Annotated in this window: 22 protein-coding genes; 13 read left to right on the top strand and 9 right to left on the bottom strand. The window is 65.8% G+C overall.

Annotated features, from left to right (window positions below; genetic code table 11):
* Positions 1-118 precede the first annotated feature (118 nt).
* The 4 genes from UC34_RS20775 to UC34_RS20790 are packed head-to-tail and all read left to right on the top strand — an operon-like array spanning position 119 to position 5,534.
* Positions 119-916: a DUF3348 domain-containing protein gene (locus tag UC34_RS20775; protein ID WP_044457018.1), complete on the top strand. Its 798-nt coding sequence runs from the start codon at positions 119-121 to the stop codon at positions 914-916.
* Positions 897-3,935 (top strand): DUF802 domain-containing protein, encoded by a 3,039-nt coding sequence (locus tag UC34_RS20780; protein WP_044457019.1) that lies wholly within the window; start codon positions 897-899, stop codon positions 3,933-3,935. Before UC34_RS20775 ends, UC34_RS20780 begins: the two co-directional genes overlap by 20 nt.
* Positions 3,932-4,597, top strand: coding sequence for an OmpA family protein (locus tag UC34_RS20785; RefSeq protein ID WP_044457020.1), 666 nt, complete (start codon positions 3,932-3,934; stop codon positions 4,595-4,597). Before UC34_RS20780 ends, UC34_RS20785 begins: the two co-directional genes overlap by 4 nt.
* Before the next feature lie 13 nt (positions 4,598-4,610).
* On the top strand, positions 4,611-5,534 hold the full coding sequence (locus UC34_RS20790) for a DUF2894 domain-containing protein (protein ID WP_167370676.1): 924 nt from the start codon (positions 4,611-4,613) through the stop codon (positions 5,532-5,534).
* Here UC34_RS20790 and UC34_RS20795 read toward each other — a convergent pair.
* Positions 5,514-6,743, bottom strand: a complete 1,230-nt coding sequence (locus tag UC34_RS20795) for an MFS transporter (RefSeq protein WP_044457021.1) — start codon at positions 6,741-6,743, stop codon at positions 5,514-5,516. The two genes, UC34_RS20790 and UC34_RS20795, sit on opposite strands and share 21 nt — an antisense overlap.
* Before the next feature lie 203 nt (positions 6,744-6,946).
* On the opposite strand from UC34_RS20795, the gene UC34_RS20800 reads away from it, so the two are divergent.
* Both UC34_RS20800 and trmB read left to right on the top strand, forming a co-directional pair.
* Positions 6,947-7,405 carry a winged helix-turn-helix transcriptional regulator gene (locus tag UC34_RS20800; protein WP_044457022.1) on the top strand — a complete coding sequence of 153 codons (459 nt, stop codon included), beginning with the start codon at positions 6,947-6,949 and terminating at the stop codon, positions 7,403-7,405.
* A gap of 305 nt (positions 7,406-7,710) precedes the next feature.
* Complete coding sequence (gene trmB, locus UC34_RS20805; protein ID WP_044458508.1) at positions 7,711-8,508, top strand: tRNA (guanosine(46)-N7)-methyltransferase TrmB; 798 nt, start codon at positions 7,711-7,713, stop codon at positions 8,506-8,508.
* A 100-nt stretch (positions 8,509-8,608) separates the two neighbouring features.
* Here trmB and UC34_RS20810 read toward each other — a convergent pair whose 3' ends face one another.
* The 4 genes from UC34_RS20810 to UC34_RS20825 form a co-directional block, all read right to left on the bottom strand.
* The gene (locus UC34_RS20810) at positions 8,609-9,451 is read right to left on the bottom strand and encodes an undecaprenyl-diphosphate phosphatase (protein ID WP_044457023.1); all 843 of its coding nucleotides are present in this window, start codon (positions 9,449-9,451) and stop codon (positions 8,609-8,611) included.
* A 98-nt stretch (positions 9,452-9,549) separates the two neighbouring features.
* Positions 9,550-10,080 carry a DUF1439 domain-containing protein gene (locus UC34_RS20815; protein ID WP_044458509.1) on the bottom strand — a complete coding sequence of 177 codons (531 nt, stop codon included), beginning with the start codon at positions 10,078-10,080 and terminating at the stop codon, positions 9,550-9,552.
* A 280-nt stretch (positions 10,081-10,360) separates the two neighbouring features.
* Entirely contained in the window at positions 10,361-10,624 is a 264-nt protein-coding gene (locus UC34_RS25500) for a YkgJ family cysteine cluster protein (protein ID WP_157123256.1), read from the bottom strand.
* 144 nt (positions 10,625-10,768) lie between these two features.
* A complete protein-coding gene (locus UC34_RS20825; protein ID WP_044457025.1) occupies positions 10,769-11,551 on the bottom strand; it encodes an SDR family NAD(P)-dependent oxidoreductase in 783 nt (260 codons plus the stop codon).
* A 98-nt stretch (positions 11,552-11,649) separates the two neighbouring features.
* Between UC34_RS20825 and UC34_RS20830 the strand changes: the two genes are divergently transcribed.
* The 4 genes from UC34_RS20830 (at position 11,650) to UC34_RS20845 (ending at position 15,206) form a co-directional block, all read left to right on the top strand.
* Positions 11,650-12,345: a TetR/AcrR family transcriptional regulator gene (locus tag UC34_RS20830; protein WP_044457026.1), complete on the top strand. Its 696-nt coding sequence runs from the start codon at positions 11,650-11,652 to the stop codon at positions 12,343-12,345.
* A gap of 176 nt (positions 12,346-12,521) precedes the next feature.
* Complete coding sequence (locus tag UC34_RS20835; protein WP_044457027.1) at positions 12,522-13,190, top strand: protein-L-isoaspartate O-methyltransferase family protein; 669 nt, start codon at positions 12,522-12,524, stop codon at positions 13,188-13,190.
* 150 nt (positions 13,191-13,340) lie between these two features.
* Positions 13,341-13,664 carry a rhodanese-like domain-containing protein gene (locus UC34_RS20840; protein WP_044457028.1) on the top strand — a complete coding sequence of 108 codons (324 nt, stop codon included), beginning with the start codon at positions 13,341-13,343 and terminating at the stop codon, positions 13,662-13,664.
* Positions 13,665-13,673: 9 nt separating this feature from the next.
* Positions 13,674-15,206, top strand: a complete 1,533-nt coding sequence (locus tag UC34_RS20845; RefSeq protein WP_237165170.1) for a TolC family outer membrane protein — start codon at positions 13,674-13,676, stop codon at positions 15,204-15,206.
* A gap of 147 nt (positions 15,207-15,353) precedes the next feature.
* Here UC34_RS20845 and waaA read toward each other — a convergent pair whose 3' ends face one another.
* The 4 genes from waaA to UC34_RS20865 all read right to left on the bottom strand — a co-directional run bounded on the left by waaA (position 15,354) and on the right by UC34_RS20865 (position 20,202).
* Complete coding sequence (gene waaA / locus UC34_RS20850; RefSeq protein ID WP_044458511.1) at positions 15,354-16,661, bottom strand: lipid IV(A) 3-deoxy-D-manno-octulosonic acid transferase; 1,308 nt, start codon at positions 16,659-16,661, stop codon at positions 15,354-15,356.
* Positions 16,662-16,664: 3 nt separating this feature from the next.
* The gene (locus UC34_RS20855) at positions 16,665-17,606 is read right to left on the bottom strand and encodes a Kdo hydroxylase family protein (protein ID WP_237165171.1); all 942 of its coding nucleotides are present in this window, start codon (positions 17,604-17,606) and stop codon (positions 16,665-16,667) included.
* Entirely contained in the window at positions 17,603-18,571 is a 969-nt protein-coding gene (gene waaC / locus UC34_RS20860; protein WP_237165353.1) for a lipopolysaccharide heptosyltransferase I, read from the bottom strand. Before waaC ends, UC34_RS20855 begins: the two co-directional genes overlap by 4 nt.
* A 233-nt stretch (positions 18,572-18,804) precedes the next feature.
* A complete protein-coding gene (locus UC34_RS20865; RefSeq protein ID WP_044457029.1) occupies positions 18,805-20,202 on the bottom strand; it encodes a phosphomannomutase/phosphoglucomutase in 1,398 nt (465 codons plus the stop codon).
* 320 nt (positions 20,203-20,522) lie between these two features.
* Between UC34_RS20865 and UC34_RS20870 the strand changes: the two genes are divergently transcribed.
* The 3 genes from UC34_RS20870 to UC34_RS20880 are packed head-to-tail and all read left to right on the top strand — an operon-like array spanning position 20,523 to position 24,068.
* On the top strand, positions 20,523-21,749 hold the full coding sequence (locus UC34_RS20870; protein ID WP_044457030.1) for an oligosaccharide flippase family protein: 1,227 nt from the start codon (positions 20,523-20,525) through the stop codon (positions 21,747-21,749).
* 4 nt (positions 21,750-21,753) lie between these two features.
* Positions 21,754-22,899 (top strand): glycosyltransferase family 4 protein, encoded by a 1,146-nt coding sequence (locus tag UC34_RS20875; protein WP_157123258.1) that lies wholly within the window; start codon positions 21,754-21,756, stop codon positions 22,897-22,899.
* A gap of 17 nt (positions 22,900-22,916) precedes the next feature.
* Positions 22,917-24,068, top strand: coding sequence for a glycosyltransferase (locus UC34_RS20880; RefSeq protein WP_044457031.1), 1,152 nt, complete (start codon positions 22,917-22,919; stop codon positions 24,066-24,068).
* Positions 24,069-24,071 lie beyond the last annotated feature (3 nt).

A 24,071-nucleotide genomic window follows, 5' to 3' on the forward strand; every position in this document is an offset into this window, starting at 1 on the left:
GTGCCTGAATGTGCCTTTGCGCACCGCCCTCGTGCCCGCCCAGCCTCGCCGCACCGGTCGGTCGGGGGTCGAATGGCGCGCGCAGTGTAAACTGCTGGGTTTTCGACCCCCCAGTGGAATGGTGCAAGTGTCCCGGCGTCCCGTTATCAGCGCCCCAACACTCATACGCTCGCTGGCCCGTCTGAGCGCGTTCGTGCCCCCTGAGGCCGCGCCGTCGCTCTCGGACCGACTGAGCCAGTGGTTGGGCTGGACCGACGCCATCGCTTTGTCGTCGGCCCTCAAAGCCAACCCGTCGGCGGCAACGCCCGGCGCGCGTTCGGCTGCGCACGACCCGGCAAGCGAACTTGCGCGGATTCGCGTCGACCTGGCGGCCGCCATCGCCCGCGATTGCGGTCTGGCCGCCGCGCCGGGCGGGCAGATCCGCGCCCTGAGCGCCGCCGAGCGACAGCGCGCCGCGTCCTTCGCCGAATTTCCGGCGTATCGACAGCGTTACGCGACCTCGCAGCAGACGATGGACACGGCGATCAGCGCCCTGCGCACCCGCCTGCGTGCCCAGTTGTCCACGCAGTCGTCGGCCGGGGCTCGCCTCGCCAGCGTGGATGCCGTCATGGAACGCGTGATGGGCGCACGTGAGCGCACACTGCTCGCGAGCGTACCGAATTTGCTCGAAGGGCATTTCGTTCGGCTGCGCGATACGGAACAGGCAACGATGGCCGCCCCGCGCGTGCCCGGCGCGCCGCCGCTCGCACCGGCCGGCACCTGGCTCGACACCTTCCACCGGGACATGCAGAGCGTTTTGCTCGCAGAACTGGATATCCGCCTGGAACCGATCGAAGGGCTGATCGCCGCCCTCGCCTCGGTTCCCCACGGCGAACACATGAGTGAACCCGGACAACATGACCCGCTACCTCGTTGATCTCGTTGCCTTTGTCGCAGGGCTGGCCGTCGTCGGCTGGATCGCCATCGGCTATGCCGGTACCAATACCCTCGCGCTCGCCGTCGCGCTGCTGATCGCCGCCGTCTACCTCATCGGTGCGCTCGAACTCAAGCGCTTCCATCAGTCGACGAACGCCCTTGCCAACGCTGTCGCCGGCCTGAACGCTGCGCCCGCCTCGCTGCCGTCGTGGCTCGACACGCTGCCGCCCGGTCTGCGCACTGCCGTGCGACTGCGCGTCGAAGGCGAACGTGTGGGCCTGCCCGGTCCGGCGCTCACGCCTTACCTCGTCGGCCTGCTGGTGCTGCTCGGTATGCTTGGCACCTTCCTCGGTATGGCCGCCACGTTGCGCGGCACCGGCATCGCCCTCGAAGGCGCCACGGACCTGCAAGCCATCCGCGCCTCGCTCGCCTCGCCGGTCAGGGGCCTGGGCTTCGCCTTCGGGACATCCGTCGCCGGCGTCGCAACGTCGGCCATGCTCGGCCTGCTCGCCGCCCTCGCGCGCAAGGAACGCGCGCAGGTGGTCCAGTCGCTCGACGCGCGCATCGTGACCACGCTGCGCGGCTTCTCCCAGCAGCATCAACGCGAAACCACGCTGCAACTGCTTCAGCAACAAGCGACGCTCATGCCCACGCTCGTCGACCGCCTGCAGGACATGATGGCGGCGATGGAGCGCCAGAGTCAGGCGCTCGGCGAACGTCTCGCGGCGAATCAGGACGCGCTCCACGCGAAAACGGATGCCTCGTATGCACAGCTCACCAGCGCCATGCAGCAGTATCTGAAGGAGAGCGTCGCGACCACGGCGAGCGCGGCCGGTGCGGCAATTCGTCCGGAAGTGGAGGCCACGATGGCCAGCCTCGCACGCGAGACGGCCACCTGGCATCAGACCGTGTCCGCCGCCGTGCAAGACCGCATGGACGGTCTGTCCGATCGCTTCGAAGCGACGACGGCGCGTGTCGCCGACGTCTGGAAGGATTCCCTTGACGCTCAATTGCGCACCAATGAATTGCTCGCAACCGATCTGCGCACGGCGCTGGGCGATTTCACGCAAACCTTCGAATCGCGTTCGACGCGACTCGTCGACGATGTCGCCACACGCCTCGAGAGTGCAACGGAGAATGTGAGTCGCGCGCAGGCCGGTGTCGCACAGACCTGGGAGACGTCGCTTGCCACGCAGCAGCGCGCCAACGATTCGCTCGCCGAGCATCTGAGCACCGCGCTCACGCAATTCGCGCAGACCTTCGAGACGCGTTCGACTCGTCTGGTGGACGAGGTCGCCGCTCGCCTCGAAGCGACAACGGGTCAGGTCAGCGCTGCACATGCCGGTATCGCACAGACGTGGGAAACCTCGCTGGCCGCGCAGCAGCAGACCAGCGACGCCCTCGCCAAGGCGCTCGGCGCAACGCTTGCCCAGTTCACCGAGTCGTTCCAGACCCGCTCGGCCGGTTTGCTCGCTGACGTCACCGCGCGGCTGGACAACGCTACCGGCAGCATCGCCACGGCGCAGACCACGGTTGCCGAGGCATGGGAACGGGCGCTGGGCCAGCAGCAGCAATCGCACGACGCGCACACCCAATCGCTCGGCGCCGCGCTGGAGCGCTTCGCGCAGACGTTCGAAGCGCGTTCCCATGCGTTGCTGGGTGACGTTGCCGCGAAGCTCGATGCCGCAAGCGGCAACATGAGCAGCGCCCACGAGCGCGTCGCGCAGGCATGGGACCAGTCGATCGCGTTGCAGCAGCACGCGAACGCCACACTGAACGCCGAACTCGCTGCCGCGCTCACACGTTTCACAGACACCTTCGAGCAGCGCGCCGCGCATCTGATCGATGGCGTCAGCCAACGTACGGAAGGCGCCATGCACAGCGTGTCGGAGACGGCCGCGGTGGTGTCCGGCGAATGGAAGCAGGCGATCACGGCGCAGCAGTCGGCGAACGATGCCCTCGCCCGCGATCTCGGCGCCGCGCTCGGCCGCTTCGCCGACACCTTCGAGGCGCGAGCGTCGCAACTGTTGCAGGACGTCTCGGCACAACTGGATTCGACATCGACCCATGTCGCGCAAACGTGGCGCGATGCCGTTGCCGAACACGCACGCACGAACGAGCGTCTGGCCGACGGCAATCAACAGCTCGTCGCTGCCACGACACAAGCCTTCACCGAGCACAGCGCCTCCTTGCTGCACGCACTGAGCGCCGCCAATCAGGCGCACCACGACGCCACGGCCGAGCGTGAAACGCAACGACTGTCCGCCTGGACGGACACGCTCGAAGGCACGCTCGCCATGCTTCGCTCGGAATGGCAGCAGGTCGGCGCGCAAACGGCCAGCCAGCAACAGGCGATCTGCGACACGCTCGCGCGCACCGCCCTGGAGATGTCCGAGCAAACGCGCGCCAACGCGAGCGACACCATCGCGGAAATCTCGCGCCTGGTGCAAACCGCCTCGGAAGCGCCGAAGGCCGCCGCCGAGATCATCGGGGAGCTGCGCCAGAAGCTCTCGGACAGCATGGTGCGCGACAACGCTATGCTCGAAGAGCGCTCGCGACTGCTCGACACACTCGGCACGCTGCTCGACACTGTGAAGCATGCGGGCAACGAACAACGCGCGGCCGTCGACGAACTGGTGACGACCTCCGCGCAACTGCTCGAACGCGCGGGCACGAATCTCGGCGACGCGATTGCGGCACAAACCGAAAAACTCGCGCAAGCCTCCGCGCAGGCCGCCGGCAGCGTCATCGAAATCGCCAGCCTGGGCGACGCCTTCGGCGCCGCCGTGCAGTCCTTCGGCGAATCGAACACGCAATTGCTCGAACACCTGCAACGCATTGAAACGGCGCTCGACAAGTCAATGGCGCGCAGCGACGAACAACTCGGCTATTACGTCGCGCAAGCGCGCGAAGTGGTGGAGCTGAGCGTGATGTCGCAGAAGCAGATTCTCGAGAACCTTCAGGAACTGGCCAAGACGCGTGCGCAGGCCGGCGCGCAACCGGGTAGCGTGGCAGCATGAAAGACGATTTCGACGCAGATATCTCGGACGGCGACGTCGGCGCCGCCGCGCCGACGTGGGCCGTCTTCGGCGATCTGATGTCGGTGATGCTCGGGGCGTTCGTGCTCATCATGCTCGGCGTGATCGGCGTGCAGATCGAACTGTCGGCCAAGCTGGCGCGCGAGGTGAAGGAGCGCCAGGTCGAGACGCAGCGCCGCGAGACGCTGGAAAAAGCGCTTGCCGGCCCGCTCGCGGGCGGCCGCGTCACGCTGGTGAACGGGCGCATCGGCATTAGCGGCAACGTGCTTTTCGCGCTGAACTCGGATCAGTTGCAGCCGCAGGGCCGCGAGGTGCTGCGCAGCCTTGCCGCGCCGCTCGCCGCCTATCTGCGCGCAAGCGACGAGATCCTGATGGTCAGCGGCTTTACCGACGACCAGCAAGTGCGCGAGACGAACCGTCGATTCGCGGACAACTGGGAACTCTCCGCACAGCGTGCGCTGACCGTCACGCGCGAGCTGATCGCAGCAGGCGTGCCGCCCTCGTCCGTCTTCTCCGCCGCCTTTGGCGCAGAGCAGCCCGTGACGTCGAACGCAGACGAAGCCGGACGCGCCAGAAACCGTCGCGTGGAAATCGCGCCGATGCCGCGCAGCAGCGCAAGCAACGCGGGGAAACCGAATGCGTGACGAGTCGGATGCGATGCGCAATCGGACGGACGACACGCCTCGCGAAGCACTGGCAGACACCGCCGAGCCGCGCGACAACGCGCACGCCGTCGCGGCACAGCTCGATGCATGGCGCGAGCAGGGACTCCACAAACGCGCCCCGGTCCGCTTTCATCGCATCGAGGCGCTCTCGCGTCGTGCACGCGCGTTCAGCGGCGACGTGCGACGCGTGCTCGACGAACGCCTCGCGGCACTCACACGCGAATTCCGCGGCACGCTATGTGCCGATGCGAACGTCGCACCAGTAACGTCCGACGCCGCTGACCGACCGAGCGCCGCTTCACGTCAGACGACGACCGCGGCGTCACCCGCGGCGTCACCTCTGGCCGCGCTCGCGCGCGACATGACGCAACGCGTCGGTGTGAGCGAGCGCGCCGCGACGTCCAACAGCCCTCGCGCCCCAGCCCCGGGTCGCACATCGACGCCAGGCAGTCCGTCGGCCAGCCCAGCAATGGCGAACGACGACGACACGCTACCGAAGCGCCCGCTCACGCAACGTGGGCCGTCCGTGCCGCCGACCCTCGCCATCACGCCGACGGTCATCGCGACGGATGACGCCTTCGAAGACCTCGACGTCCTCGAATATTTCCGCGAGACGTGGTCCAAGCTGAGCACGGACGGCAACCTGCGCCAGTCGCTCGCGCAAGTGCCCGAGAATGCCGGACCGCTCAATTCGAGCCATCTCGTGCACCGCGCGCTCTCGCTCATGCACGATGTCTCGCCCGACTATCTGCGTCACTTTCTGCGCCACGCCGATGCCCTTTCGTGGCTCGAAGACATGGAGACGACGGGCGTCTTCGGCGTGAAGGCCGCAGCACGCGCGCCCGCGCCGGCCAAGTCGGCCAAGCCCGCCAAGCCAGCCACGCCGTCCAGACCATCACGTACCAAGGCTCGCTGACCCGCGCGGCATCGCGTGCAACGTTGCGGCCCAGAACATCAACGCAGTGACGCTCACGCCCGCCCCGAGCACGCATACGCCGATCCAGCCATAGGCCGCATAAGTCGCTGTCGCCGCGACCGCGCCCAGCCCGCTGCCCATGGCATAGAACAGCATGTACGCCCCCACAAGTCGGCTCGGGGCATCCGTGCGTGCCGCGAAAATCAGGCTCTGATTGGTGACGTGAATCGCCTGTCCCGCCAGATCCAGCAACAACACACCCAGCACCAGCCAGACCAGCGACGCATGCAGGCCCGCCAACGGCAGCCACGAGAGCGTAAGCACCACGAGCGAGACACCCGTCGTGCGTTGCGCCCATCCCCGGTCCGCCCAATGTCCCGCGCGCGCCGCTGCCAGCGCGCCCGCTGCACCGACAAGGCCGAACGCGCCCACCGTCGTATGCGAGAAATGGAACGGCGCGGCGGACAGCGGCAACACCAGTGCACTCCAGAAAATGCTGAACGCCATGAACATCAACAGGGCAATCGCACCGCGAATCTGCAATGTGCGCTCCGTACGCAGAAGACCGAACATCGACATCAGCAACACGGGGTAACGCTGTCGCGCGCCCGATGCACCCGATGCACCCGATGCGGCCGATGCGGCCGATATCCCCGGAACGGCCTGACGCGGCAGCGCGCGCCACAGCACCCCGCCAAGCCCGAGCATCGCCAGCGCCGAAGCGACGTACACACCGCGCCACCCGGCGATGTCCGCGATCGCCCCCGACATCACACGCGCGAGCAGCAGGCCGACCACGACGCCGCCCTGCGTCGCGCCGACGACCCGCCCCCGCTCATGCTCGCCCGCTGCACTCGACGCGTACGCAATCAAGCCCTGCGTCATCGCCGTGCCCAACATGCCGACGAACGTCATGCCCGCGAGCAGTGCCACCGCCGAGGTTGACGCCGACACCGCCAGCAAGCTCACCGTGAGCAGGGCGAGTTGCACCAGCATCAGACGACGTCGCTCCCATTGGTCACCCAGTGGCACGAGAAACAGCAGCGCCAGCGCGCAACCGACCTGTGTGGCCGTAATGACGCCGCCCGCCGCGCCCTGCGAGATGCCGAAGTCGTTGGTGAGCGCGTCGAGCAGCGGCTGGGCGTAGTACACATTTGCGACGCTCAGGCCCGCTGCGCACGCGAAAATCGATACGAGCGTGCGCGGCATGCGACGGGCGACGCCGGGCGAAGTTGCCGAACCCTTCAATGGGCACGCGGCGGTCGTGGACGAATTCGATGACATAGCGGCTCCCCGGGCAGATCGACATCCACCCAAACCAGTTTCAAATTAAGACCTGTTGGATCATAACCAAACAAGTCTTAAAATGAAACTTAATTTTGCTGATGTCCTCTTCGGGAAGCCGAACCCTCATGACCGAGACCCGCTCTGCTACGCGCCCGTCGCCGCCTGACACCTGTCCCGTCGCACGCACCGTCGACGTGATTGGCGATCGCTGGAGCTTGCTCATCGTGCGCGACGCCTTCGACGGCGTGCGCCGCTTCGGCGACTTTCTGCGCAGTCTGGGCGTCGCACGCAGCATGCTCACGACACGCCTGCGCGCGCTGGTAGATGCGGGCATTCTGTCGGTGCAGCCAGCGTCGGACGGCACGTCGTATCAGGAATACGTGCTCACGCCGAAAGGCCGCGAACTCTTTACGCTGATCGTGGCGCTGCGCCAGTGGGGCGAGAAATACCGGTTCGGCGAACAGGAGCGGCACTCGACACTGGTTGACACCCGCACCGGCGAGCCGCTGGCCGAGTTACAGCCGAGGTCCGCCAGCGGGCAACCCGTCGCACCGGAACAGACGCAGGTCGTCCGCCCACGCTAGCGCTCGGTCACGGATCAGGCGGTGGCAGATGGCGACTGAACGTGGCAAATCGCGACTGAACATAGCGAAACGCGCCACGACGCCGTCGCACGGGACGGGACCGACGTCGATGCGGGCGCCCGCGCGGGCGTCGGCTTGCCAGTGGAGGGCGTTCCGGTAGATAATCGAGCCCGTTCCCGCTGCCGAAGCGCGGGAATTTTCCATTGAAAATCATCGTGTTGGGCGCCGACTCGGGCTTACCGCCTACGCTGCCGCCCGCCGCAGCATTCCTCGACAAGCCGTCGTCCAGACGGCTTTTTGCTTCCATGACGAACCACGGACATCCGCCGGCTGACGACGCGCAACCGGCTCACGACGACGACGATATCGGTACGTCGCCCACTCACGCCGAAGGCGACGACGATTCGTACGTCGGCCCCGATGGCGTGGCGCACCCGCGCCGCATTCGCAGTTTCGTGCGTCGCGCGGGGCGCAGCTCGGAAGCGCAGAAGCGCGCCTTCGACGAACTCGGCCCGAAGTTCGTGCTGCCCTACTCGCCCGAGACGCTCGACTGGCCAGCGGCCTTCGGGCGGGCCAACGCGCCGCGCATCCTCGAGATCGGCTTCGGCATGGGCGACGGGACTGCGCATATCGCGAAGTTGCGTCCCAACGACGATTTCCTCGGGGTGGAAGTTCACGAACCGGGCGTCGGCGCGCTTCTCAAGCTCATCGGCACGACCCCGCTCGCGAACGTGCGCATCATCCAGCACGACGCGGTGGAAGTCGTCCAGCACATGCTGCCGGAAGCCTCGCTCGACGGCGTGCATGTGTTCTTCCCCGATCCGTGGCACAAGAAGCGCCATCACAAGCGACGTTTGCTGCAACCGCCGTTCGTCGCGCTGCTCGCGTCGCGTCTGAAGCCGGGCGGCTATCTGCACTGCGCGACGGACTGGCAGGAGTACGCCGAGCAGATGCTCGAAGTGCTCGGTGGCGAAGCCTCGCTGGAGAACACGGCGGCCGATTACGCGCCGCGTCCCGACTATCGTCCCGTGACGAAATTCGAAAACCGCGGCTTGCGCCTCGGTCATGGCGTATGGGATCTGGTGTTTCGCAAACGCGGCTAAGCGGCATCTGAGCGACGGTTGCGCAACGTCGCCGCGCAAAGACGAAGGGCACCCTGCGGTGCCCTTTTTTCATACGGTGTCCGGATAACGGACGACTCACTCAGTCCGCCCAGACGACCAGCCCGCTGTACGCCGACGCCAGCACGATCAGACCGAACACGATCCGGTACCAGGCGAACGCCGTGAAATCGTGCGACGCGATATAACGCAACAGCCACCGCACGCAGATGAAGGCACTGATGAACGCGAAGACAAAGCCGATGCCGAACAGGCCGAAGTCCTCGACGGCCAGCATCGAGCGCGACTTGTAGAGTTCGTAGATCGTCGCGCCGAACAGAATCGGAATCGCGAGGAAGAACGAAAACTCGGTGGCTACGCGACGCTCCAGTCCGAACATCATGCCGCCGATGATCGTCGCCCCCGAGCGCGACGTGCCCGGCACCAGCGCGAGGCATTGCGCGAAGCCGACCTTCAGTGCGTCGAGTGCGCTCAGGTCGTCGAGCGAGGTGACGCGCGGCAAGTTGCCCGCTGCCGCATTGCGACGATTGTGACGCTCCACGATCAGAATGATCACACCACCGACGATGAACGCCGTCGCCACGACTATCGGGTTGAACAGCACCGCCTTGATGTGCTTGCCGAACAGCAACCCCAGCACGATGGCGGGCAGGCACGCGATGATCACGTTCACGGCAAAGCGCCGCGCTTTGCTGTCGTTACCCAACCCCAGTACGACCTGCGCAATCTTCGCGCGAAACTCCCAGCACACGGCCAGAATGGCGCCGAACTGAATCACGATGTCGAAGATCTTGCCCTTCTCGTCGTTGAAGTTCAGCAGACTGCCCACGAGAATCAGGTGTCCCGTCGAGGAGATCGGCAGAAACTCGGTCAGACCTTCGACCACACCGAGAATGACGGCTTTGAGCGCCAGCAACAAGTCCATGCAATGCGTTCCTGAAGAGGTTGATGAAATCGGAATTGGGAATCAAGGCAATGGCCGATAGCGCCGGCGATGGGACTCCCGGCTTCGGCCGCGTGAACTCATCGGGTGTCGAACTTCACGTTCACCCCATGCGCCAACACGGTAATCGCGCCGGGCTGGCGTATCGCGCCGCCGATATTGAGCTGCTCCGGCTTGAACGTGTAGATCGGCGCGCCTTGCAACAACTGCGTCGCGATCAGCGCACCGGCCGCATTCAACTGACGCGACCAGCGCTCGGGCAATCCGTCGATGGTGAAGGTTTCGACTTCGGGGTCTCTCAGCACCACCGACAGCGTCGCCGGGTCGTAGGCGAGTGCGCTGTCGATGGCGAGCGTACCCGTGAGCGGCGCGCCACCGAGCGGATGCGTCACCGTGGCGTCGACCGCGACCGCCAGACGGTTGCGATCGGGCAGCAGCGTGAGGCGCGGGTGCGAGAGGTTGACGTCGAGTACGGCCAGCACGCGGCGGTCAAACGGAAACTTGCGCTCCAGCGCGCGCTGCAACTGGCTCTCGGAAAACGTGTAATCGTTACCGAACGGCAGGCCCGCGCAGGCGGCGAGTCCTGTGGCGAGGGCGGCTGCGCCCGTCATCGCCAGCCAGCGGCGACGCGACACGCGATCGAGCCGCGATGACGGCGTTTGCGTTGCAAGCCCCTCGGACGGCTGATGAGAACCTGGACAGGAATAGGTGTTTCCCGGCATGAGACGTTCCGCTTCAGGGCGCCAGGCGCCCGACACGCGCGACTATAGCATTCGCCCGCGACACGGCCCTACGTCTGCCCTACCGTCCGTGCGGTCCGTTCGGTCCGTGCGGTCCGTGCGGTGCATTCGATGCGCGCAGTGAAGGACAGGTCGATATCGGTTCGGCGCGTCAGACCATGACCGGGGCGGTCATCGCTTCCAGCGCCGACAACCATGCAATCGCCTGCACGCGATCGTTGCCGCACATCTCGCGCGAAGGCTGCAACGACCCGCATACGGCCGGGCGCTGCGGGCTGCCGAAGATCTGGCAGCGGTCGTCCTCGTCGAGTTGCACGCAGCGGGTATTCGCCGGCTTGCCGTTTGGCATGCCGGGAATGGGCGTCGAGATGGAGGGCGCGATGCAGCAGGCCGCGCAATGAGGTCGGCAATTCATGGACGTGACTGGGAAGTTGCTGGCCCGCCGGTGTTGGACGCATGGCGCCGTCCACTCGGAACGGCACCGTCTCGGGCTGCGCATTTTACCGCGGGTGTCGCTGTTGACGTTCAAGGCAATTCGAACGTCCCGGCAGCGCACACCTCACCAGGGCAGATTGCCCTTGAGGTCGAAGAATCCGCCTGTGACCGGTCCCCGCTCACCGAGTGCGAGCATCACTACGCTGCGCGTGCCGTCCGCCAGCCCCTGACGGCCACGCTTGCCGTTTGCGTCGACGCTCAGATCGGCGGGTGCGCCGGGATCGACCGAATTCACCGTGATCGACGTGTCGCGCAGCGTCTGCGACAGTTGCACCGTCAGCATGTTCAGTGCCGCCTTCGACGCGTTGAAACCGATCTGCCGAAACGCCGCGTGCTCCCACGCCGGATCGTTGTTGTGGGCCAGCGACCCCAGGCCGCTCGACACGTTCACGATTCGCGCAGCCTCGGCGCGCGCCAGCCACGGCAACATCGCCTGCGTCACACGCAAGGTGCCAAAGAAGTTGGTCTGAAACACACGCTCCACGGCTTCGATGGAGGCCTTCTCCGGCGTGTCGTCGCGCGGATCGGTGACACCGGCGTTGTTCACCAGCACGTCCAGTCTCGCGTGATAGCGGCCGATGCGATAGGCTGCGGCGTGCAACGTTTCCGGGCGCAGCAAGTCGATGACGAGCGTCTCCGCCTGAAAACCCGCTTTGCGCAAGGGCGCGACGACCTCGTCGCCCTTCGCTTCCTCGCGCGCGCCCACGAGCACCGTCATGCCCGCCTCGGCCAGTTCGCGCGCCACTTCCAGTCCGATTCCCCGGGTCGCGCCGGTCACCAGCGCCACTTTTCCCACATGGCGTTCGGCATCGTCGCGCACCGCACTCTCGATAGCGTCCCGTTTCATCACTGCTCCCGTCGTCTTACCTGTTGTTCTGCGCCCGACTGCGCGCAAATTTGTTAGCATCGAGTTTATGAAGAATCCTTCAGATTTTCTATTCGCATATGAAACCCGCCGCCCGATCCCCCGCAACGCCCCGTAAATCGCCGCAGCAGGCGCGTTCGCGCGTCACGATCGACGCCATTTTCGAAGCGGCGCTTCAGGTTTTGCTCCTCGACGGCGGGCGCCAGTTGACGACGACCCGCGTCGCCGAACGTGCGGGCGTGTCCGTCGGCACGCTCTATCAGTACTTTCAGAACAAGCAGGTGCTGCTGTATGCAGTGCTGGAGCGTCACATCGACCGCATCGTCGGGACGGTGGAGCAAACGTGTCTTGCCGCGCATGGCCAATCGCTGGAGGTCATGGCGCGCGAGTTGGCGAGGGCTTATGTCGGCGCGAAGATGCGCGACATCGAGGAAGCGCAGGCGCTGTACCGGCTCTCGGAGGATCTGGACGGACGCGAGGTGTTTGCCAGCGCGTCGTCGCGCATGCATGCGGCCGTCCTCGCCATGCTGCGCACGGCGCACAACGCGCGCTTCGACGACCCCGAGACGGTCGCCTTCGTCTTCCTGAATTCGATGTCGGGGCCGATCAAGGCCATCCTCGAGAACCGAGCGCCGTCCGGCGTCTGCCACGAGACACTCTCCGGGCAGATTGCCGACCAGATGGCGACGATGTGCGGCGCCTATCTCCAGTGTGTCGCGCAGTGCGGCACGGACGTTTCGCACGCCGCGGTGCGGCCGCCCGAGAAGGCGGCCTGAACGGGTGACCTGTAAAGGCGATCTGCGAAAACCACCTGCGAAGGCAACCTGAGCCGGACCGCTCGGCATGCGGCGATTGTGCCGATTTGCGGCAAAAGTTCACGCATCATGATGGCTGCCGCCCGGAACTGGTAAAATGCCGGGTTGTGTTTGCCTACTACCCACGAGTAATCGAAATGAATTACGAACAGGCCCGCTTTAACATGATCGAGCAGCAAATCCGTCCCTGGGACGTGCTCGATCAGGACGTGCTCAAGCTGCTCGAAGTCGTCAAGCGCGAAGATTTCGTGCCGGCGGCACTGCGCGATATCGCGTTCACGGACGTGGAGTTGCCGCTCTCGGGCGCTGCGATCGCCAACAAGAGCCAGCACATGATGTTCCCGCGCGTCGAAGCGCGCATTCTGCAAGCGCTCGCGCCGAAGAAGAACGAGAATGTGCTCGAAATCGGCACGGGTTCGGGCTACATGGCCGCACTGCTCGCCTATAACGCGCACCACGTCACCACCGTCGAATTCGACGCCAACCTCGCGCAGAGCGCTCAGCAGACGCTGCGCGCGAACGGCGTGACGAACGTGGAAGTCGTGAACGCCGACGGCGCCCAGGGCTGGAGCGCCGCCGCGCCGTACGACGTGATCGCCATCTCGGGCGGTCTGGCCGAACTGCCGCAAGCGTTTCTGAATCAACTGAAGGTCGGCGGCCGTCTGGCCGCGTTCGTGGGCGGCAGCCCGGTTATGGAAGCCGTGCTCATCACGCGCGTGTCCGAGACCGAGTACCGTCGCGAAAATCTGTTCGAGACGCAAGTGGCCTATCTGGTCGCGCCGCAACCGTCGAGCTTCAAGTTCTGAGCCCGGCGACCGGGACGACGTTCGGTTCATTCGCGAACCGTGCCTGTCCCCGGATGCCGTGAGCGGACCGGTCCCGCGCCTGTTTGTTTGGGGACAAACAGGCGGCAGAACGAGGACCGGACGCCATCGATTCGACACACGTAGAACATCATGCAAAACATTACACCGGCGCAATTGGCCCAGTGGCTCGCGGATGGGGAACGCGGCCAACCCACGCTCCTCGACGTGCGTGAGGATTGGGAAGTCCAGACCTGCCACATCGCCCAGAGCAAGAACGTGCCGCTCGGCGACGTGCCCGCCCGTCTGACGGAACTCGACGCCGACGCGCCCATCGTGTGCATCTGCCATCACGGCATGCGCAGCGCCCGCGCCGCAATGTTTCTGGAACAACAAGGCTTTACCCAGCTGTTCAATCTGGACGGCGGAATCGATGCCTGGGCTCGCCAGGTCGATCCGTCGATGCCGACTTACTGAGCCAGGGCCGTGCGCCCCCCGAGGCTTGCCGCGCGGCTGCGCGCGGCCAGGCGTGCGCCTGCTCTGCGCACCGGCCGCGCGAGCGCCTTCGTCACCGCGACGGCGCTCTCCGCCTTTCTGGCCCTCATGGGTCACGCCACATGCGCGGGCGCGACCGATCTCCTCCAGCTTTACGGCGAAGCGCAGAATCGCGACGCGCTGATCGCCAGCGCCCGTTCGGCCTATCTCGCGAACATCGAAGCGCTGCCGCAGGCGCGCGCCGCCCTCCTGCCGCAAGTCACCGCGCGCTGGGGGGCCGTCAATACGCACTACGGTTCCGGCAACGTCTCGAATACGTTTGGCAGCAGCGGCTACAGCCTCGCGCTCACCCAGCCCATCTTCCATTGGGATAGCTGGCAGTCGTACCAGCAGGGCAAGCTGACGGTCGCCAGCGCCGAGGCCGCATTCGCCCAGGCGCAGCAGGACCTGATACTGCGTGTGGCGAGCGCCTACTTCGACGTGCTCGCCGCGCAGGACGATCTCGCGCTCGCCGGTACGCACAAGCAGGCCATCGCCGAACAACTGGCGTCCGCCAAACGCAACTTCGAGGTCGGCAACGCCACCATCGTCGACTCGAACGAAGCGCAGGCAAGCTTCGATCAGGCCACTGCCCAGGTAATCGCCGCGCAGAACACGCTCGACGTGCGTCGCGCCGCATTTGCGCGCATCGTCGGTCATCCGATCGGCTCGCTCGCGACGCTGCGTGCCGGCTCGACGTTGCCCTCCCCCGAGCCGAACAACGTCGCGGACTGGGTCGCGCAGGCCGAGCAATCGAACTACGGCGTGCAGTTGCAAACGCTCGCGCTGGAGACCGCGCGGCGTGAAACGTCAAAGGCCAGGTCGGGTTACATGCCGTCGGTCGATCTGGTTGCCGCCGGGGCGCATTCGAATGTCGGCAACGCCAACAGCCTGCTGACGTCCGCCGTGTCCAGTCCGTCGAGTCAGGGCACCGGCCCCAGCTCCGCAGGTCAGATCGGCATTCAGATCAGCATTCCGATTTTCTCGGGCGGCTCGGTGCAAAGCAAGATGCGCCAGACGCTCGCGCTCGAAGACAAGGCGCAGAGCGATCTGGACGATGCGAAGCGACTCGCCGTGCTGGGAGCGCGCACGTCCTACCTTGGCGTGTCCAGCGGGCTGGCCCAGGTCAAAGCGCTGGAAGCTGCCGAGCAATCGGCACAATCGTCGGTGGCGTCGAACAAGCTCGGCTATCAGGTCGGTGTCCGCATCAATGCCGACGTGCTCAACGCCGAAGACAAACTTTTCACCACGCGACGCGATCTCGCCAAGGCGCGTTACAGCACGCTGCTCTCGAGCCTTCAACTGAAGGCCAGCGCCGCCACGCTGGTCGACACCGACCTGCAACTGCTCAACGCACTGCTCACCGAGAATCCGGATGCCTCCGCCGCCATGGCGGGCGCTCGCGACACGGTACCGGCCAACGCCGGCGCCGGGCTGCCGGCGCGCGGTGTCCGCCCGGGCACGACGGCGCCCCTGCGCCGATGACAGGTGCTGGCATTCGCCAACGGAAACTGACGCGCGCCCCGTTCGCGCCTGTGCACTAAAGCAAAAAAAGCCTCGCATGCCGACATGGCAATGCGAGGCTTTTTTGCATGGCGACGTCCGAATACCTCGCCGGAGGTCCCCTGGATTTCACTCCTGTGGCGCAACGAATCCCGTGTCCAGCCAGCGGCCGAGCGCAGTGACGGTGCGTGCGGTCGCCCCCTGATGTTGACGGGCGAACAACAACGCCGCCGTACGCATGGCAAGCCGCTTGTCGTCGTGGATCAGCAAATCGGCCAGCGCCGACGCAAGCTCGCCTGCGTCGCTCACCCGTCGCGCCGCGCCCGCGCTCAAGGCATTCTCGCTGGCCTGCGTGAAGTTGAACATGTGCGGCCCAAAGACGACCGGGGTGCCCGCGGCGCAGGCCTCGATCAGATTCTGCCCCCCCAGTGGCAACAGACTGCCGCCGATGAACGCGACGTCGACCGCAGAAAAGTACGCGGCCATCTCGCCCATCGAATCGCCAAGCACGACATCGACGTCGGCGGGAAGCGGCGTGTCGTCATCCGGCCATGCGCTGCGGCGCACGTAGTTCAGACGCACCTTGTCGAGCATGGCGGCCACTTCGTCGAAACGCTGGGGATGGCGAGGCACGAGCACCAGCAACGAACGCCGCCCCACGTCGGAGGCCGCCGAGAGCATCGCCCGCGCCTGAAGCACCAGCGCTTCCTCGCCGTCGCGCGTGCTCGCCGCGAGCCACACCTTGCGATCGCCGAAGCGTGCGCGCCACCGTGCGCCCAGCGCGAGCAGCGCGGGCGGCGGCGTCATGTCGAACTTGAGGTTGCCCATCACGTCGACATCGGCAGCGCCCAGCATGCGCAGGCGCTCGGCATCGGCATCGCTTTGCGCCAGCACGCGGCTAAAGCCGCCGAAGACCGGCTGCGTTGCACCGCCGAAGCGCGCAGCCCGTCGGAACGAGCGCGCCGACATGCGCGCGTTGGTCAGCACGAGCGGCACGCCATCCTCACGGCACGTGAAGATGAGGTTCGGCCAGACCTCCGTTTCCATCACCACCCCGACGCTCGGGCGCCAGTGCTTGAGGAAACGACGGATCGGACCGACCATGTCGTAAGGCAGATAGCAGCGCAACACACGATCGCCGAACAGCCCTTCGCCGGTCGCACGCCCGGTGGGTGTCATATGCGTGAGCAACACGCCGTGCGATGGATATCGCTCGAGCAGCGCATCGATGAGCGGCTGCGCGGCACGCGTTTCGCCCACGGAGACAGCGTGCACCCAGATCAGCGGTCGACCGGTGTACGGCGGTGTGCCGTAGAACCCGAAGCGCTCGCCGATATGACGGCGATAACCGGGTTCAAAGCGGCCACGCCACCACAGTCGCGCCACGGCGAGCGGCGCGACGATCCACCAGAGCGCGCGATAGACGAGACGCAGCAACATTCAGATCAGCGCCCGGTGCGTGAGACGTTGCAACACCGCCAGCGGCGAGCACTCGGGGTGCACCATCGATTCGGCGGGCAGGAAGAAGGTCTGCTCCATCATGAACTGGCCCGACATCACGGCGTGCGACGTCTGATCCGAGAAGCAGATCCAGACGCTGCCCGGCGGGAACGGCATGGTCTGCTGGTCGGCCTCACGCTGATAATCCATGTCGGCCTTCATGCCGTCGTGCAGATGCAGCATGATGTGGTCGTAGCCGCTGCGCGGGCGCTTGGTGATGCCCACGGCGTTTTGCAGCCATGCGAAACCGGGCCACTGTGTCGGCACTTTTGGCAGGAAGCGCTTCGCCACGGCTTCGAACGGCTCGCCCACGCGCCACACGCGCGGCTGGCCCGCCGGGTTGATATTGGTGAACACGCGCAAGATGCGCTCGCCGTAGTTGGGGCGAGACGGGAATGCGTCCACGTGCAGACGGCTGTCGTCCTTGCGCCACGATGTCTGGCGCGTCTCCACCTGATGCAGACGCAGGCTGGTCGGCGCGGCACGCAGCTTGCCGCGATACTCCGGCATCAGGCCGTCGATCAGGCTGCACGCCTGCGTGTAGTAGCGCTTGACCAGCGCATGCACGGCGCGCTGCGTCGCGTCGTCGGCGGCCACGCCTACGAGCACGTCGGTTTTCGGATCGAGGCTGATGTTCTTGCGCTTCGGGTCGGCGATCGTCGGGTCGAGCAGCCGCTGCTCGGCGGCGTCGAGGGCGAAGGCCAGATGCGGAAAGTAGAGCACTTTGCCGGCTTCGACGTCGGCCACCAGTGTCTCGCGCGAAACCGGCAACTGGCCGCCCTGCCAGTCACCCGAGGCGACGGTGACAATCTGACTGCTCTCGTTCGAATCGCTCAAATCGGTCGGCTCGTTCAAATCGGTCGGCGGGTTCGTTGGGTTCATGCGGATCGATCCTCCTCAGGCACGGCAGCGCCACTCGGCACCGGTGTGAGCGACGGGGCGAGTTCGCGCACGGCCTCGCGCACCTGGGCGAGCGTGGGCTTGTGTTCGGCGTCGCCGAGATTGACGATGCGCGGCGACCAGAAACCCCCGGTGCGCCACGCGGTGCTGAAATTGTATAGCTCGATGGTCGGGCGGTTCAGCGCTGCGGCGATATGGACCAGGCCGGTATCCACGCCGACGGTGATCGCGCCGCGATCGATGAGGCCAACGACCTGAGACAGATTCATCTTCGGCGGCACCCAGGCCGCGTCGCCCAATACGGCTGCCAGGCGCAGCGACACCTCGCGCTCCGCAGCGCTGCCCCAAGGCAGGACGATCAGGAATCCCTGCGCCGCCAGATCACGCCCCAGCGCGATCCAGTGGTCTTCCGGCCAGGTCTTGTCGTCACGCGAGGTCGCATGGACGAACACGGCGTACGGACGATCCGGACACTGGCTATGATCGGCACGCTCGGTCGCAATGCCGAAATCGATCTCGCCCGGCACCTTGAAGCCCAGCGCTTCGGCCACGAGCAAACGCGAACGCGTGACGACGTGCGTGTGCGGCTCGATGCGCACCATGTGGCGATAGAGATAGCGCACCGGCCATTCGTAACTCGCGCCCTCTGTGCGATTGCCCAGCCCCCACACGGCCCCGCGTGCGGTGCGCGCGATCCAGCCGGTCTTGACCAGACCTTGCGTATCGATCACGTAGTCATAAGGCGTTTCGCGCAATGCACGGCGAAACGCACCGATTTCCTGCCAGGTACGCGCCGCAAAGGGCTTCTTGCGCCAGCGGCGCAACGCAAAGGGAATGACCCGGCGCACGCCGCGCACGAGTTTGACGAGGTCGACGAAGCCCTCTTCGACGACCCAGTCGATCTGGGCATCGGGATACTGGCGCAGGATGTCCTGCACCACGGGCATGTTATGGACGACGTCGCCGAGCGACGAGACTTTGACGATCAGAACCTGCAACCGAACGCCCCGGCGGTTCGGCCGGGCCTCGTGAGCAAAACCGCGATTTTACCCCGTCCCGGCCCGTCAATCATGAATGTTGCCCGCGCCGGGAGAACGGCCCCGCCTTGCCCGATGCGCCGGGCGTGCGGGGCGGCTGCAATCGTCCCCATCATCGCAGGGGCCGGGGCCCCCGGGCAACATCAGAACGGCAGCTTGGCGTCCGGCTTGACGGCCAGGATTGCGCGACGGAAGTCGTCCTGAATGCGCCGGATCGCAGCGTCGCTGTCGGCTTCGAAACGCAGCACGACGACCGGCGTGGTGTTCGACGAACGCGCCAGTCCGAAGCCGTCGGCATATTCCACGCGGACGCCATCGATCTTGACGATATCCTGCGCACCGTCGAACTTGGCGGTCTCGCGCAGCGTGTCGATCAGCGCGAAATTTTCGCCCTCTGCCAACGGAATCTGGAGCTCCGGCGTCGAGATCGAATTAGGCAACGCATTGAGCACGGCGCTCGGGTCGGCCGTCTTCGAGAGGATTTCGAGCAGACGTGCGCCCGTATAAAGGCCGTCGTCGAAGCCGTACCAGCGGTCCTTGAAGAACACGTGGCCGCTCATTTCACCCGCCAGCGGTGCGCCGGTTTCCTTGAGCTTGGCCTTGACCAGCGAGTGGCCCGTCTTCCACATGAGCGGCTCGCCGCCGTGCTTGCGCACCCAGCTAGCCAGGTTACGCGTGCACTTCACATCGTAGATGATCTTCTCGCCCGGATTGCGGCTCAGCACGTCGGCCGCGAAAAGCATCAGCTGACGATCCGGATAGATGATCTGGCCGTCCTTGGTGACCACGCCGAGACGGTCGCCGTCGCCATCGAACGCCAGACCGATTTCGGCATCGGTCGTTTGCAGCGTGTGGATAAGGTCCTGAAGATTCTCGGGATGCGCCGGATCCGGGTGATGATTCGGGAACGTGCCGTCGACTTCGCAGAACAGTTCGATGACTTCGCAGCCCAACGCCTGAAACAGCGCCGGGGCGTACGCGCCGGCCACACCGTTGCCGCAATCGACGGCAATCTTCATCGGGCGTGCCAGATGCACGTCGTTGGCAATGCGTGCGCGATACGACTCGCCGATCTCGTCGGCCGTGTAGCTGCCCTGACCGGATTCGAAGTCCTGTGCCTCGATCAGTTTGGCAAGGCCCTGAATGGCGTCGCCGTAGATCGCCCGGCCGCGCAGCACCATCTTGAAGCCGTTGTAGTCGGGCGGATTGTGGCTGCCCGTGACCATGATGCCGGAGTCGACGATACGCCCGTGCAGGGTCACGTTCGTCGCGAAATACACCATGGGCGTGACGACGACGCCGATATCGACCACATCGACACCCGCTGCGCGCAGACCGTCGGAGAGTGCACCGACCAGTTCCGGGCCGGAGAGGCGGCCGTCGCGGCCGACGACGACGGCATTGCCGCCCTCGCGACGCAGTGCCGTACCGAAGGCGCGTCCGATCAGGTGTGCGACGTTGGCATCCAGCGTCTTGCCGACGATGCCGCGAATGTCGTAAGCCTTGAAAATCGCAGGCGAAACTTGCGTGGTTTGCGTCATGGGAAAGAGTCTCTCGGAAACGAGGAGAAGAAGTTGCACAGAAAATGTCCGGGCGTACGGCGTGTTTGCATGGACGCCACAGACATCGAATCCCAGCGGAAGGCCCGGCCGGGAGCGGCTGCATTACGCTAAAATTATACGAGACTTCGCCGCACCGCGGCATTTCTCCAAACCCTTGTCAGCCAGCACCTACATTCGGTTCTACGAAGCGCCGTCGAGCGACCCGACCCGCGCCGACAATCCAGTTCGGCCCACACGCACCGGCCCTCGCAAGGCCGGTTTTGCTTATCCTGAGAACGAGTGAGACGCGCGAGCGCCCCATGCCCTACCGAACGTACCGGAACATTTTCCGCAACATCCTCTGGATGCTGACCGAGCGCGGCGCGCAGATCGCCGGCGGCATTGCGGTCTCCGGCCTGCTCGCGCGCAGCCTCGGCGCCGCCCAGTTCGGCCTGTTTCAGTACGCACAATCACTCGTGTTTCTTGCGGCGTCGCTCACCCTGCTATGCGGCAGCGAGGTCGTGGTGCCGCGCCTGGTCGGCAAGCCCGAGGCCGAGCAGCGCACCGTCATCGCACATGCTTCCGTGTTGCGTCTGGCCGCCGCAGCCGTCGCCTACACCCTCCTCACGATCTATGTCGTCGGCTTCGCGGAGTCGAACCTCGTTGCCGTCACGCTCTGGCTCGGGGTCGCGTTGTGGTTCCGTGAGCCGTCGGGCATCGTGATCGCGTGGCTGCAAGCCCGCACGTTCAACCGTCCCAGCGTGACGGCGAACCTGTGCGGGCTGGCGGTCAAACTCGCGCTCGTGGCGGTGCTCTTCGTCACGCACGCGGATGTGACGGCGTTCGCCGTCGTCTACGTCGTGGAAGCCATCGTCGCGGCTGCGCTGCTCGTTCGCTATTACCTGACGCATTCGCCGAAGACCGCAATCGTCTGGCGTCGTTCGCTGCTACTGGAACTGTTGCGCAGCGGCGCCATGTTCTGGGGCGGGCTGATGCTGATGATCCTGTTCAAGCGCATCGACCAGCTCGTGCTCAAACCGATCATCCCGCTGTCTGAACTCGGTGCCTATGCCGCTGCCATGCAAATCACGGAGAACTTCGTATTGGTCGCACCGATCATTGCGAATTCGCTGGCGCCGCAGTTGATTTTCCAGACGACGGACAATGCCACCGCGCGACGCAACACCGTGCGGGCCGTCTGGCTGATGGTGGCTGCCGGCGCGAGTCTGGCGGTGCCGATCGCCTGCCTCGCGCCGTGGATCGTCCATCTGATCTACGGGGCGGGATTCGCCGAGTCGGCACAAATCCTGCGTATCTCCGCACTGATGGGAATTCTCGTGTTCGCCGACGCGGCGCTGAACCTGACGCTCATCCGGCGCGGCGCGGGCCGCTGGGTCATCGCGAAATGGCTGTGTGCGGCCGTCGTGGCTTTCGTGGTCGTGCGCGGACTGGCGCCGCAGCTCGGCGCATTCGCCGGGGCGCTGGGCTACGGTGCGGGTTACGCCGCGGCGCTGGTGCTCGGCGTCTGGCTGTTGCGGCGAGATTGAGGCGATGACGATGATCGATTCGCGCAAGTCGCCGCAGGCTTCACCGGTCCGCACGATCTGCCTGTTCACCGGCACGCTGGCCGCCTTCGCCGGTGCGGAGCGCGCCACTGCCACGCTTGCCAACGCGCTCGCCGCGCGCGGGCATCGCGTTCACGTGCTGTCGCTGTGGGGACACACGCCGGTGTTCGCATTGTCTGCCGGCGTCGAGCATCATGCGATGTTCACCGAGCGCGTGGCGTTCAAACGTCACTATCCGTCGATCGTGCGACAGGTACGGGCTTATGTGCGCGCACACGGCATCGAGGTGATGATCGATGTCGATCCGATGCTCGCGCTCTACACCCTGCCCGCCACGTTCGGTTTATCGCTGCGGCGCATCGCGTGGGAACACAGCACATATGCCAGCGACCTCGGGCGGCGCGCACGTCGCTGGGCGCGCACACTGGCGGCCAATCGATACGATGCCGTGGCGGTGCTCACGCACGCCGATCGTCAGGCGTGGCAAGCCCATCATCCCCGCGCCCGTGCGAAGTTCGTGACCTTGCCCAACGCGCTCGGTCTTCCGATGCCGGACACTGCGCCCGAGCCGAGCGACGCACGCTGCATTCTTGCCGTCGGACGTCTCGTGCCCGAGAAGGGCTTCGACCGTCTGATCGACGCCTGGGCGCGCATCGCCCATGATGCGACAGGCTGGCACGTGCGTATCGTAGGCGACGGACCGCTGCGCGACGACCTGCTCGCGCAAGCGCGCGACGCCGGCGTTGCCGATACGGTGCAGTTGCTGCCTGCCGTGGCTGATATCGTGCGGCATTACGCACAGGCAGCCATTTACTGCCTGCCATCGCGCCGCGAGAGCTTCGGGCTGGTGCTCATCGAAGCGAAGGCCTACGCGGTGCCCATTGTCGCCTACGCTGCCGACGCCGGACCGCGCGCGCTGCTTCACCATGAAGTCGACAGTCTCGTCGTCGAGGATGGCGACATTGCGGCCATGGCCGGCGCACTGCGCCGTCTGATCGACGACGATGCGCTGCGACGCAAGCTTGGGTTGGCCGGTTACGCGCATGCGCAGACGTTGCGCGCCGATGTCATCGCGGCGCGTTGGGAAGCGTTATGGGAAAACGACGCGCCAATGACAACGCAGACGAGATAAGGAACGAGATACGGAAGATGAGGATTGCCCTGTTTGTCACCGGCCTGCAACTCGGCGGCGCAGAGACGCAAGTGGCCGACCTCGCCCGGGGATTTCTCGCGCGCGGCCATGACGTCGCCCTGATCTCGCTCACGGGCGCCTGCGCGATTGCCCTGCCGCAATCGCCGCGCTTCACGTGTATCGAACTGGGCGCGGGCAAATCGCCGCTGTCGTTGATGCGCGCCATGCGACGCCTCGTTGCCGACTTGCGCGCATGGCGGCCCGACGTCGTTCACGCGCACATGGTCCATGCGAATCTGATCGCACGCGTGGCGCGTTGGTTCGTGTCGATGCCGGTGCTGGTCACGAGCGCTCACAGCCGCAACGAAGGCGGACGGGCGCGCATGCTGGCGTATCGCCTGACCGACCGCTGGACAGACCTGACGACCAACGTGAGCGACGACGCCGTGGCGGCGTTCATTGCGCAGGGCGCCGCACCTGCCGCGCGCATCGTCAGCATGCCCAACGGTATCGACACGGGACGCTATCGTCCCGATGCGCAGGCGCGCTCAGCGTGTCGCCGACAGTTGCCCGGCTTGCCCACGGTCGGCGCCGAGCGCACGCCCATCGTCTTCGCGGCGGGCCGCATGGTCGAAGCGAAGGACTACCCAACGCTGATCGACGCCTTCACGCGGGTGGTCAAGGCGATGCCGGACGCGAAACTGTTCATCGCGGGCGATGGCCCGTTGCGCGCGTCGATGCAGACGCTCATCGAAGGGAAGGGACTCGCACACGCGGCGACCTTGCTCGGACGCCGCAACGACATTGCCCAACTGATGTGTGCGGCAGACGTGTACGCAATGTCGTCCGCATGGGAGGGATTGCCGCTCGTGATCGGCGAGGCGATGGCCAGTGGCCTGCCCATCGTATCGACCGACTGCGGCGGCGTTCGCGAACTACTCGGCGATGTCGGTACGACCACGCAGCACAATACGCTCGTGCCGGTCGGCGATGCCACCGCCCTCGGCGACGCCCTGATTCGCCATCTTCAGGCCTCGCCTGAGGACCGCGAGGCGCTCGGGGCTGCCAATCGCGAACGTATCGTCACCCGCTATTCACTCGACGCCATCGTGACGCGCTGGCTCGAGACGTATGCCCGTTTGCGCGATGACGCCTGCGCAAACGCCTGACTT

It is taken from the genome of Pandoraea vervacti, from assembly GCF_000934605.2.
Classification (GTDB): domain Bacteria; phylum Pseudomonadota; class Gammaproteobacteria; order Burkholderiales; family Burkholderiaceae; genus Pandoraea; species Pandoraea vervacti.

What these genes read in the sequence shown, in the direction of transcription:
- UC34_RS20775 (WP_044457018.1), top strand. Translation starts at nt 119, where the DNA reads ATGGTGCAAGTGTCCCGGCGTCCCGTTATCAGCGCCCCAACACTCATA.
- UC34_RS20780 (WP_044457019.1), top strand. Translation starts at nt 897, where the DNA reads ATGACCCGCTACCTCGTTGATCTCGTTGCCTTTGTCGCAGGGCTGGCC.
- UC34_RS20785 (WP_044457020.1), top strand. Translation starts at nt 3,932, where the DNA reads ATGAAAGACGATTTCGACGCAGATATCTCGGACGGCGACGTCGGCGCC.
- UC34_RS20790 (WP_167370676.1), top strand. Translation starts at nt 4,611, where the DNA reads ATGCGCAATCGGACGGACGACACGCCTCGCGAAGCACTGGCAGACACC.
- UC34_RS20795 (WP_044457021.1), bottom strand. Translation starts at nt 6,743, where the DNA reads ATGCCGCGCACGCTCGTATCGATTTTCGCGTGCGCAGCGGGCCTGAGC.
- UC34_RS20800 (WP_044457022.1), top strand. Translation starts at nt 6,947, where the DNA reads ATGACCGAGACCCGCTCTGCTACGCGCCCGTCGCCGCCTGACACCTGT.
- trmB (WP_044458508.1), top strand. Translation starts at nt 7,711, where the DNA reads ATGACGAACCACGGACATCCGCCGGCTGACGACGCGCAACCGGCTCAC.
- UC34_RS20810 (WP_044457023.1), bottom strand. Translation starts at nt 9,451, where the DNA reads ATGGACTTGTTGCTGGCGCTCAAAGCCGTCATTCTCGGTGTGGTCGAA.
- UC34_RS20815 (WP_044458509.1), bottom strand. Translation starts at nt 10,080, where the DNA reads ATGACGGGCGCAGCCGCCCTCGCCACAGGACTCGCCGCCTGCGCGGGC.
- UC34_RS25500 (WP_157123256.1), bottom strand. Translation starts at nt 10,624, where the DNA reads ATGAATTGCCGACCTCATTGCGCGGCCTGCTGCATCGCGCCCTCCATC.
- UC34_RS20825 (WP_044457025.1), bottom strand. Translation starts at nt 11,551, where the DNA reads ATGAAACGGGACGCTATCGAGAGTGCGGTGCGCGACGATGCCGAACGC.
- UC34_RS20830 (WP_044457026.1), top strand. Translation starts at nt 11,650, where the DNA reads ATGAAACCCGCCGCCCGATCCCCCGCAACGCCCCGTAAATCGCCGCAG.
- UC34_RS20835 (WP_044457027.1), top strand. Translation starts at nt 12,522, where the DNA reads ATGAATTACGAACAGGCCCGCTTTAACATGATCGAGCAGCAAATCCGT.
- UC34_RS20840 (WP_044457028.1), top strand. Translation starts at nt 13,341, where the DNA reads ATGCAAAACATTACACCGGCGCAATTGGCCCAGTGGCTCGCGGATGGG.
- UC34_RS20855 (WP_237165171.1), bottom strand. Translation starts at nt 17,606, where the DNA reads ATGAACCCAACGAACCCGCCGACCGATTTGAACGAGCCGACCGATTTG.
- waaC (WP_237165353.1), bottom strand. Translation starts at nt 18,571, where the DNA reads ATGCCCGTGGTGCAGGACATCCTGCGCCAGTATCCCGATGCCCAGATC.
- UC34_RS20865 (WP_044457029.1), bottom strand. Translation starts at nt 20,202, where the DNA reads ATGACGCAAACCACGCAAGTTTCGCCTGCGATTTTCAAGGCTTACGAC.
- UC34_RS20870 (WP_044457030.1), top strand. Translation starts at nt 20,523, where the DNA reads ATGCCCTACCGAACGTACCGGAACATTTTCCGCAACATCCTCTGGATG.
- UC34_RS20875 (WP_157123258.1), top strand. Translation starts at nt 21,754, where the DNA reads ATGACGATGATCGATTCGCGCAAGTCGCCGCAGGCTTCACCGGTCCGC.
- UC34_RS20880 (WP_044457031.1), top strand. Translation starts at nt 22,917, where the DNA reads ATGAGGATTGCCCTGTTTGTCACCGGCCTGCAACTCGGCGGCGCAGAG.